The sequence below is a fragment of the Sulfitobacter sp. HI0129 genome (assembly GCF_001635395.1).
Classification (GTDB): domain Bacteria; phylum Pseudomonadota; class Alphaproteobacteria; order Rhodobacterales; family Rhodobacteraceae; genus Sulfitobacter.
The window spans coordinates 1-9,269 of record NZ_LWGH01000233.1; the positions used below are offsets into that span (position 1 = coordinate 1).

The following is a 9,269-nucleotide window of genomic DNA, read 5'->3' on the forward strand; positions in this document are numbered from 1 at the left end:
TGCGGGCCGATCTGACATTGACGTTCCACTGCCCGAAGCCGGGCCACTTCCTTGCGGAGGGCCCCGCGACCTGCGGTGCGCTCGAGGTGATCGATATCGGCCTCGGGCCTTTCCACGATGAGGCTGGGGATAGCCTGCACCTTCACCCCCCATACGACAAAACGGATTTTCATCCCGCCCGCGAACGGGCGGATCTGGCCCGGGTTCTGCGCAAGGCGCCGGGCCATAAATACGACCATGGCGCCGCGCTGGTGCTGTCTGGTGGCGTGGGAAAGGGCGGTGCGGCACGTATGTCGGCCCGGGCGGCGCTGCGGATCGGGGCGGGGCTTGTCACCCTTGGCGTGCCCCCGGCGGCGGTGATCGAAAACGCCGCGCAGCTTGATGCGGTGATGCTTGCGCGTATCCCCGACGCCGAGGCCCTCAGCCATATGCTGGAGAAGGACGACCGCATTGCCGCGCTGGCCCTTGGCCCCGGCATGGGGCTGGGGGAGCGTGAGGCGGCGCTTCTGGGCGCGGCCCTAGCCGCGCGGCGGGCGACCGTTCTGGACGCCGATGCACTGACCCTGCTGTCCCGCAGCGCGGAGGACAGGCAGGCGCTGCATCAAGGTTGCCTGCTCACCCCGCATGGGGGCGAATTCGCGCGGCTCTTCCCGGATATTTCCGAGCGGATGAAGCAGCGGGACGGGTTTTCCAAGGTGGATGCGGTGCGAAAGGCGGCGGCGAGTTGCGGTGCGACAGTGCTGCTCAAGGGGCCCGACACGGTGATTGCTTCGCCGGACGGGGCCGCTGCCATCGCTTCTTCGGCCTACAGCAGATCCGCCCCCTGGCTGGGGACTGCGGGGGCAGGGGATGTGCTGACCGGGATCGCCGCGGGCCTGATGGCGCGGGGGCTGTCGCCTTTCGACGCAGCACAGGCGGCGGCGATCATCCATGTGGACGCGGCGCTCAGCTTCGGGCCCGGGCTGATCGCCGAAGACCTGCCGGACCTGTTGCCGGCGGCGTTGCGGGCCCTGCCGCTTTAGGCGGCGTGGAGCACCGCCCCACGCGCCCGGGCGGCGTCGGCGGTGCCAAGCTCCAACCCATCGGCGTAAAGGATATGCGGCCCGTCGCAGAAGATCTGGTACAGCGTCGCCTCGACCTCGCCCAGATCGGTGACGAACTCACCGTCGATGAGCGAGCGGGCCGCGACAAGCGCGCGTTCCATCTGGAACAGCGCCTTTGCCCGCCAATCGCGGATCAGCACCATCTGGTCGCCCGCAAGCCGCGCGTCCCGTTCGGGCCGGTTATGCCCGAGCGATCCGGCGGCGAGGCCGATCATCCGTATCTTGCGTGTGCTGCGCTGGATGTGAAGCACGCGCGACATGCCGGTGTCGCGGGTGATGAGTTTGTCGCCCACCGACAGGAATTCCACCGGAATTTCCCCGTCGAGAGTGAGCAACATGGCACCCTGTACCAATCCTGTATCCAGAACGGCATAGGGCGAATACTGGCCCGTGTGCGGATCCTGCCCGCCTACGCGCCCGACCGTTTTCGGTTTCATGGGCGTCTCTTTCCTTGTCAACCTGCCTCAGGTTGTGGCCAGAATAGGACAACATCCGCTTAATGTCCCGCATTTTTTGCTCTCGCCAGCGGGCGCGTGGTTTGGTAGCACCGCGTCGAGCCCTGAGGGTTCGTGCGGGTGTGGCGGAATTGGTAGACGCACCAGATTTAGGTTCTGGCGCCTTTGGCGTGGGGGTTCGAGTCCCTTCACCCGCACCATTTGAAGCGACAACTCCACCTATGTGTGGGGAAATTCGGTTCGGGCGCAGGTAGGAAGGGTGCTTTTCCTGCCCCCTGCGAACTTCCCGCCTCAAGTACCTTCAATATTTTGTCTGCTCTAAGGCGGTTTTTCTTCACATAGGGAGTGAGACGGTCCGAGATGGCGCCAATCGTAGGGTTTCAAAAAAACAAAGCTAATGCGAAGTATTATGGACGATTTCGGGCCCAAACATCTTCCATGTCAATGCCTTGCGCCAAGGCTTCCTTCATTTTGCGACTAGCATTGTCCGAGAACTGCACGTGCTTTGATTTACCAAAAGAAAAAGTGTGAGAACATGACTCGTCTTTATCGATGTTCAACTCCCTTCGCAGTGCGAGTGCCCGAGGGGGCGTGAGACCGACGGTCTCCGCCAGCTTCTTTGCGCCTATCCAATACTTTTTTTGTAGATCAATTTCTCGAACGGCGGCCGCGCCACCGGGCTCATCACCAGCCACAAAATGAACCGCGGCTCCTTCGCGTTTCGTAAAGTGAACCTTGAGTGTCGGCCCTTCTCCAGCCTGAGACGTATTTATCGTGCTCAAACGTGGAAACACTGCGGAAAATTCATCACCCCCCTTTATTGCTTTTTCGATTCGATCAACGTCTTTTTTCGATGTGCTCACTTCGTCTGTAACGAGCGCTTCCATAGCGAGCATCGACCGAATACGTGCCCGAGCCTCATCGCGTCGTCGTTTTCCGGGACGGAGCAACTTCGAAACCTTCTCGTACTCTTTGTCCACAAGAAGATCAAAATCACCTGGCAACTTTGTAGAGACTGGAAGCACTCGATCCGGGATTAGGTCGCTTAAAGACAGGCATAAGGATCGTTTTTGAAATTCATCGTAAGCTGTAACGAGCGCACGCATCTGAAGAAAGAGTAATGCTTCGTCAATGACAATAAACCAATGTTGTTCCTCATCCCTCAGGGCATCGATGGCCCGAAAAGATCCCGCTTCACCGCTGGTCAGGCTATATTTTGAAGTACATAAGTTTAGACATTTCTCAAACGAAAGAGAAAGTCCGCTTTTATCATCGAAAACCTTTTCTTTATTTTGTGCAAGGACGCACTTCAAAAGCATTTCCGTGGAATGTTGGGCGTGAAGTAAGACGCGCGTTAGCCGACCTTCTTCTTCATAAGAATTAAAGGCTGACATAGAAAATTTTAAAGAACTTATGCTTTTATGGTGTAATGTCTTTGCATCACGGACAAGATTCTTTTTTGGCTTCATGATTGAACACAATATAAACTAACGACAGTAAGAGAGTCTGGCACGGCATATGTTTTGTTCCAAGAAAAATAATTTATGCAAACTAGTTGTGGTTTGAGGTTCCGCGCTTGGTGTCCACAAATTATCTGCCCCAACCTTATTTCCTGCGAACACTTCCCTGACAACCGGCATCATACTACCTATACGCGCACTCCCCTCCAACCATCCCTCCAATAACATGCAATATAATGCATGTATCCCCATGCCAGATTGACGCAGTTCCTCCCCCTGCCTACGGATTGTATGCAGATACATATAAATTCTTTTTCGGGGGGAGACGGAAATGAACTTCAGGACATTCTGCGCCGGAGCGCTTTTATCCACCATCGCGGTGCAGGCCGCCCATGCCGAAGAGGTGACGCTGCGCGGGGTTTCGGCCTTTGCGCTGGGTACCACTTTCAGCCGTGAATTTGAATCCTTCGTCGATTGGGTCAACGAGAACGGCAAGGGGGTCGTGCAGATCAATCTGATCGGGGGGCCCGAAGCGGTGCCGCCGTTCGAGCTGGGCAATGCGGTCTCCACGGGGGTGGTGGATATCGCCAATGTCACTTCGGCCTTCTATCCGACGCTGGTGCCCACCGGGGATGCCATGCATCTGGCCGAGAACACCATTCAGGAACAGCGGGAAAACGGCTGCTACGACGTGCTCGACCGGGTGCACCGCGAGCAGATGAACGTGAAATACCTCGCACACGCGGGCGACGGCATGGGCTTTCACCTCTACCTGACGAAGCCCATCACCTCGCCCGACCTTTCGGGGCTCACCATCCGCACCACGCCCGTCTACCGGGCCATGTTCGCCGAACTGGGCGCGAACCTCGTGCGGACCGCCCCGGGGGAGGTCTATTCCGCCCTCGAACGCGGCACCATCGACGGCTACGGCTGGCCGGGGCAGGGGATTCTGGACCTCGGCTGGGATGAGCAGACGAAGTACCGGGTCGATCCGTCGTTCTACAACGTGGATGTGAACTTCCTCGTCAATCTGGATGTCTGGAACGGGCTGACGGATGAGCAGCGCGCCAAGCTGGAGGAAGGCGCCGCATGGGCGGAGGAGCTCAACGCCAAGAACGCGGAGATCAACGCGGCCGAATATGAAAAGCAGGCCGCCGCAGGGATCGAGACGATCACCTTCGAGGGCGCGGATGCGGAGACATGGCTCAACACGGCGCGCGATGCCGGTTGGGCCGCGGTGGAGGAGATCGACGCGCCGCTCGCCAAGGAGCTGCGCGCCTGCCTGACGAACTGACCGCATGAACCGGGCATTCGACGCATTTCTCTGGGGGCTCGCCGTCATTGCGGCGGGCCTTTTCGCGGCAATCGCGGTGGTCATCGCGATCAACGTGGCACTGCGCAATCTGGGGCTGCCTGTTCTTTATGGTGCGCTTGATGCGATCCAATACACGATCATGGCCGCGACCTTCATGGCGGCCCCCTGGGTGCTGGCGCAGGATGCGCATGTGAAGGTTGATCTGGTGACGGCGGGGCTGCCGGACGGGGGCAGGCGTCTTCTGGGCCGCATCACCGCGCTGATCGGCGCGGTGACAGCGGCGGTGCTGGGCTGGTACGGCACGCTGGCGCTCTGGTCCTCGATCACGCGGGGGGCGGTGATCCGCACGTCTTTCACGCTCCCCGAATGGATCACGCTGGTCTTTCTGCCGCTCTGCATGGGGCTCTGCGCGGTGGTCTTTCTGCGCCGGTTCTGGCGCCCGGTTGATAGCCAGCCGTCGCAAAGCGGTCTCTGATGGAGTGGGTCACGACCCTTGCCTTGATGCTGGGTGGGCTCGGGGCGCTTTTGCTCATGGGGCTGCCGGTGGCATTTGCTTTTCTGGCGGTCACGACCATCGGTGCCTTCGAGGTGCTGGGGGGCGAGCGGGGCATCCTGCAACTTGCCCGCAACGCCGCGCAGTCGGTGGCGAATTTTCAGCTCGCCCCGATCCCGCTGTTCATCCTGATGGGCGAGATCCTGTTCCAGACCGGGGTGGCGCACCGTGCCATCGATGCCATCGAACGCGTGGTGACGCGCCTGCCGGGGCGGATGTCGGTCGTCACGATCTTTGGCGGGACGATCTTCGCGGCGCTGTCGGGATCGACCATCGCCAATACCGCCATGCTGGGCTCCACCCTGCTGCCGGGGATGCTGAAGCGCGGGTACCATCCCTCCATGGCGATGGGGCCGATCATGGCGTCGGGGGCCATCGCCATGCTGATCCCCCCCTCGGCGCTGGCGGTGCTGGTGGGCTCGCTTGCGGGGATTTCCATATCCGGGCTGCTGATCGCGGGGGTGATGCCCGCGCTGCTGCTGGCGTTGCTCTTCGTGGCCTACGTGGTGGGGCGCAGTCTGCTCGACCCGTCGGTCGCCCCGCCGGAGGATCTGCCGCGGATGACGCTGCGCGAACGCTGGAGACCGTTCTGCATCTACGTACTGCCCCTGTCGGTGCTTTTCGCCGTGGTGATCGGGTCGCTTCTGCTGGGCATCGCGACACCGACGGAAAGCGCGGCCCTCGGCAGCCTGACGGCGGTGGCGGTGGGGGCGGCCTATCGCTCGCTCAGCCTTGCCCGGCTGGGGGCGGCCCTGATGGAAACCCTGAAGCTGTCGGTGATGATCCTGTTCATCATTGCTGCCAGCCAGACCTTCGCGCAGGTGCTGTCCTTCTCCGGCGCGACGGGCGGGTTGATCCGGGCCATCGGTGCCTTCGATCCTACGCCGCTGATGGTGCTGCTGGGCATGATCGCCATCCTGCTGTTCCTTGGCTGTTTCATCGACCAGGTCTCCATGCTGATGGTGACGGTGCCGGTCTTCGTGCCGCTGGCGGATGCGATGCAGATCAACGATCTGGTGCTGGGCGTCGTCTATCTGCTGACGATGGAGATCGGATTGCTGACCCCGCCCTTCGGGCTGCTGCTTTTCGTGATGCGCGGGGTGGCCCCGCCGCAGATCGGGATGCGCCAGATCTATGCCGCGGTGAGCCCCTTTCTGCTGATCAAGCTGCTGGTGCTGGGGCTTATCGTGGCCTATCCGGCCATCGGCACATGGCTGCCCGGGTTGATGGGGCGCTGAGCGGGCGGGTCGCTCAGGGCAGCAGGTGCAGCCAGAACCACACGCTCAGGATCGAACTGCCGGTGGCGATCAGAACGGAAGAGGCCGCCACCCGTTTGGCGCGTCCGTACATGTCCGCGAAGATATAGGCGTTGAACCCCGGCGCCATCGCCGCCGTCAGCACGCCGGAGCGGAACGGATCGCGCGGCAGGTCCAGCGCAGTGCCGAACCCCCAGACCAGACCGGGGTGCACCAGCAGGGCGATAGCGCAGACCATGGCGATGGTCTTCAGATCGCCTTCGGGCCGGTATTGCAGCAGAACACCCCCCAGCGCGAAGAGAGCCGCGGGCAGGGCCGCCTGCACGATGAGCGACAGCGCGTCATCCACCACGCCCGGTATCGGCAGGCCCGAAAGGTTCACCGCGAAACCGGCGAGGATGCCGATGACCAGCGCATTGCGGAACATGGCCACGCTGACGGAGCGCAGCAGCAACAGCCCGCTTTGCCCGCGATTGCGCACGAATTCCATGACCGTGATCCCCAGCCCGTAGCAAAAGGCGGCATGGAAGGCGATGATGGCGTAATTGCCCGCCAGCGCCGCGCTGCCATAGGCGCGTTCGGTGATCGGCAGGCCCAGCAGGATCGAATTGCTGAAAAGGCAGCAAAAGCCGATGGCCACGCAGTCTTCCCAGTCGCGGCCGAAGAAGAGCCGCGCGCCGAAGATGCCGAGCACGAAGGAGATCGCCGCCCCCGCGTAGAAGCTGAACATCAGCCGCGGGTCGAAGGAGGCGGACAGGTCGAGCCGCGCAATCGCCTGAAAGAGCAGGCAGGGAATGGCAAAATTCTGGGTGAACTTCATCACCCCGTCGATCCCGCTGACGGGAAAGAGCCCGCGCCAGACCGCGACATAGCCAAAGCCGATGACCAGAAAGACCGGCAGGATGACATCAAGCAGCGTCTGCAACCGTCAGCTCCCCGGGTGGTCCAACGGACACAGCGGGGGTTTCACACCCCCGCGCCCCCGTGAAGTATTTGCAATCATGAGAAGATCAGGCCGCGGGAAAGCTGAGCGTCAGCCCGTCGTAGGCGGGCCGGACATGGGCGGGAACCTCGGCGACCAGCGTCCGGTAGTCGAGATCGTTGTGCATGTTCGTCAGCACGGCGGTCCGGGGGGCGGCGCGTTCGATCCACTCCAGCGTTTGCGACAGGTGGCTGTGGGTCGGATGCGGATCGCGGCGCAGGGCGTCCACGATCCAGCAGCGCAGGTTTTCCAAGTGGGGCCACGCGCTGTCGGGCAGGGCGGAGACATCCGGCAGATAGGCCACATCATTGAAACGAAAGCCGAGCGCGTCGATCCCGCCATGGGGCACGGCGAAGGCGGTGAAGCGGAGGCTGCCGCCGGGGCCGTCGATCTCCACCTCGTCGCGCAAATCATTCATGTCGAGAATGGGCGGGTACATCGACCCTTCTGGGCGGATGAAGGCATAGCCGAACCGGTCGAGCAAAGCCGCCTTGGTCGGGGCGTCGGCCCAGACCGGCAGGCGGGCGCGCATGTTGATCACGATCATGCGCAGATCGTCGAGCCCATGCACATGGTCCGCGTGGGAATGGGTATAGAGCACCGCGTCGAGCCGCCCTACACCTGCATCAAGAAGCTGCGCGCGCATGTCGGGGGAGGTGTCGATCAGCACGGTGGTGGTGCCCCCGGTATCCACCCGTTCCACCAGCAGCGAACAACGGCGGCGGTGGTTGCGCGGCTCATCCGGATCGCAGGCCCCCCAGTTGCCCCCCAGCCGGGGCACGCCGCCGGAGGATCCGCAGCCAAGTATGGTGACGCGCATTTCGGCCATCACGCGGCGGCCCGGTGACGCGCGGCCTTGGTAAAGAGCCGGTCGAAGTTTTCCTGCGTGGCACGGGCGAAATCGGGGTAGTCGACACCGAAGGTTTCCGCCGCGCGGCGCGCGGTATGGGCGGTATAGGCCGGTTCGTTGCGCTTGCCGCGCCGGGGCGGCGGCGCGAGGTAGGGCGCATCGGTTTCGACCAGTATCCGGTCGAGCGGGGCGGCAGTGAAAATGTCGCGCAGTTCCTGCGATTTCGGAAAGGCGGTGATGCCCGACATGCTGAGGTAAAAGCCGAGGTCCAGCGCCGCACGGGCCAGATCCGGGCCGGAGGAAAAACAGTGCATAACGCAGGAATAGGCCCCGTTGCGATGTTCCTCCGTCAGGATGCGCGCCATGTCTTCATCCGCGTCGCGGGCGTGGATGATCAGCGGCAGGCCGGTTTCGCGCGCGGCGGCGATATGGATACGCATGGACTGTTGCTGCACCTCGGCGCTGTCGGCGGTGTAGTGATAGTCGAGCCCGGTTTCACCGATCCCGACGAACTTCGGATGCTGGCTGAGCGTCACGAGTTCCTCGACGGAAGCCATCGGCTCTTCGGCGGCGGACATCGGATGGGTGCCCGCGGCATAGAAGACCGGGGCGTGCGCCTCGGCGATGGCGCGGACGGCGGGTTCGTTCCTGAGCCGGGTGCAGATCGTCACCATACGAGTCACGCCCGCTTCCTGTGCCCGAGCCAGGATATCGTTCAGCTCCCCGTCGAAATCGGGAAAGTCGAGATGGCAGTGGCTGTCGGTGATGGCGGGTGTGTCTGTCATGCCTGTCGCCTCGGTGCGTCGCTCGGGGCGCTTTGCGCCAGTCTTTGCAGGGTATCTAGGACCAGCGCGGCAGGGTCAAGGTTGACCGCCAGACCGTGCCGGGCACGCGCCGATACCTTCTGCGCCGTCTCGGCCCATATCCGGCCCTGCGCCGGGGTGGGGGACAGGCGCGACAGCATCGCGGCCTCGTTCGGGGCAGCCTCGATCGCGGGCGGATGGCCGGTGCTGCCGGTGCGTGCCAGCCGCACCAGAAGCAGGTCCAGCAGATCGAAAAGCAGGGTAAGCTGCGCTTCCTTTCCGCGCGCCGCCACGGCTTCGGCCAGTTTGATGCCGCGCGCACGGTCCATATGGGGCAGTCCGCCCAGCAGGCTGACAAGCTCGCTGTAGGTTTCGCGCCCCCCCAGCAGTGCCAGCCGAAGTGCGCCGCCGACGGTGCCGCCGGAAAGTTCACCCAAGGCGGCCGCATCGCCGGTGAGCGGCGGTTCGAACCGGGCGAGCGCCTGTGCCATC

The 9,269-nt window shown here is 62.8% G+C and carries 9 protein-coding genes, 1 tRNA gene and 1 pseudogene; 5 read left to right on the forward strand and 6 right to left on the reverse strand.

Annotated elements, in window-relative coordinates; translation table 11 throughout:
* Window positions 1–1,022 (forward strand): NAD(P)H-hydrate dehydratase (locus tag A3764_RS03795; protein ID WP_067951213.1); only part of this gene is annotated, 1,022 nt, incomplete at its 5' end.
* Here A3764_RS03795 and A3764_RS03800 read toward each other — a convergent pair.
* Window positions 1,019–1,540: a Hint domain-containing protein gene (locus tag A3764_RS03800; RefSeq protein ID WP_067924770.1), complete on the reverse strand. Its 522-nt coding sequence runs from the start codon at window positions 1,538–1,540 to the stop codon at window positions 1,019–1,021. The two genes, A3764_RS03795 and A3764_RS03800, sit on opposite strands and share 4 nt — an antisense overlap.
* 134 nt (window positions 1,541–1,674) lie before the next feature.
* Here A3764_RS03800 and A3764_RS03805 point away from each other — a divergent pair.
* Window positions 1,675–1,758: transfer RNA gene (locus A3764_RS03805), tRNA-Leu, on the forward strand.
* A gap of 207 nt (window positions 1,759–1,965) precedes the next feature.
* On the opposite strand, the gene A3764_RS03810 is transcribed toward A3764_RS03805, so the two are convergent.
* Entirely contained in the window at window positions 1,966–3,027 is a 1,062-nt protein-coding gene (locus A3764_RS03810; protein WP_067951218.1) for a hypothetical protein, read from the reverse strand.
* A gap of 322 nt (window positions 3,028–3,349) precedes the next feature.
* Here A3764_RS03810 and dctP point away from each other — a divergent pair, with 322 nt between their 5' ends.
* The 3 genes from dctP to A3764_RS03825 are packed head-to-tail and all read left to right on the forward strand — an operon-like array spanning window position 3,350 to window position 6,124.
* The gene (dctP, locus tag A3764_RS03815) at window positions 3,350–4,312 is read left to right on the forward strand and encodes a TRAP transporter substrate-binding protein DctP (RefSeq protein ID WP_067924767.1); all 963 of its coding nucleotides are present in this window, start codon (window positions 3,350–3,352) and stop codon (window positions 4,310–4,312) included.
* A gap of 4 nt (window positions 4,313–4,316) precedes the next feature.
* The gene (locus A3764_RS03820; protein WP_067924764.1) at window positions 4,317–4,808 is read left to right on the forward strand and encodes a TRAP transporter small permease; all 492 of its coding nucleotides are present in this window, start codon (window positions 4,317–4,319) and stop codon (window positions 4,806–4,808) included.
* A complete protein-coding gene (locus A3764_RS03825) occupies window positions 4,808–6,124 on the forward strand; it encodes a TRAP transporter large permease (protein ID WP_067924762.1) in 1,317 nt (438 codons plus the stop codon). The genes A3764_RS03820 and A3764_RS03825 overlap by 1 nt, the downstream gene beginning before the upstream one ends.
* Window positions 6,125–6,137: 13 nt before the next feature.
* On the opposite strand, the gene A3764_RS03830 is transcribed toward A3764_RS03825, so the two are convergent.
* The 4 genes and pseudogenes from A3764_RS03830 to A3764_RS25060 form a co-directional block, all read right to left on the reverse strand.
* Window positions 6,138–7,067, reverse strand: a complete 930-nt coding sequence (locus tag A3764_RS03830; RefSeq protein WP_067924760.1) for an AEC family transporter — start codon at window positions 7,065–7,067, stop codon at window positions 6,138–6,140.
* Between the two features lie 85 nt (window positions 7,068–7,152).
* On the reverse strand, window positions 7,153–7,953 hold the full coding sequence (locus A3764_RS03835; RefSeq protein ID WP_067924753.1) for an MBL fold metallo-hydrolase: 801 nt from the start codon (window positions 7,951–7,953) through the stop codon (window positions 7,153–7,155).
* On the reverse strand, window positions 7,953–8,759 hold the full coding sequence (locus A3764_RS03840; RefSeq protein WP_067924750.1) for a TatD family hydrolase: 807 nt from the start codon (window positions 8,757–8,759) through the stop codon (window positions 7,953–7,955). The genes A3764_RS03835 and A3764_RS03840 overlap by 1 nt, the downstream gene beginning before the upstream one ends.
* Window positions 8,756–9,269: pseudogene (locus A3764_RS25060) on the reverse strand (DNA polymerase III subunit delta'); the annotation flags it as partial. The gene A3764_RS03840 and the pseudogene A3764_RS25060, both read right to left, overlap by 4 nt.

What these genes read in the sequence shown, in the direction of transcription:
- A3764_RS03810 (WP_067951218.1), bottom strand. Translation starts at nt 3,027, where the DNA reads ATGAAGCCAAAAAAGAATCTTGTCCGTGATGCAAAGACATTACACCAT.
- A3764_RS03820 (WP_067924764.1), top strand. Translation starts at nt 4,317, where the DNA reads ATGAACCGGGCATTCGACGCATTTCTCTGGGGGCTCGCCGTCATTGCG.
- A3764_RS03825 (WP_067924762.1), top strand. Translation starts at nt 4,808, where the DNA reads ATGGAGTGGGTCACGACCCTTGCCTTGATGCTGGGTGGGCTCGGGGCG.
- A3764_RS03800 (WP_067924770.1), bottom strand. Translation starts at nt 1,540, where the DNA reads ATGAAACCGAAAACGGTCGGGCGCGTAGGCGGGCAGGATCCGCACACG.
- A3764_RS03835 (WP_067924753.1), bottom strand. Translation starts at nt 7,953, where the DNA reads ATGGCCGAAATGCGCGTCACCATACTTGGCTGCGGATCCTCCGGCGGC.
- A3764_RS03840 (WP_067924750.1), bottom strand. Translation starts at nt 8,759, where the DNA reads ATGACAGACACACCCGCCATCACCGACAGCCACTGCCATCTCGACTTT.
- dctP (WP_067924767.1), top strand. Translation starts at nt 3,350, where the DNA reads ATGAACTTCAGGACATTCTGCGCCGGAGCGCTTTTATCCACCATCGCG.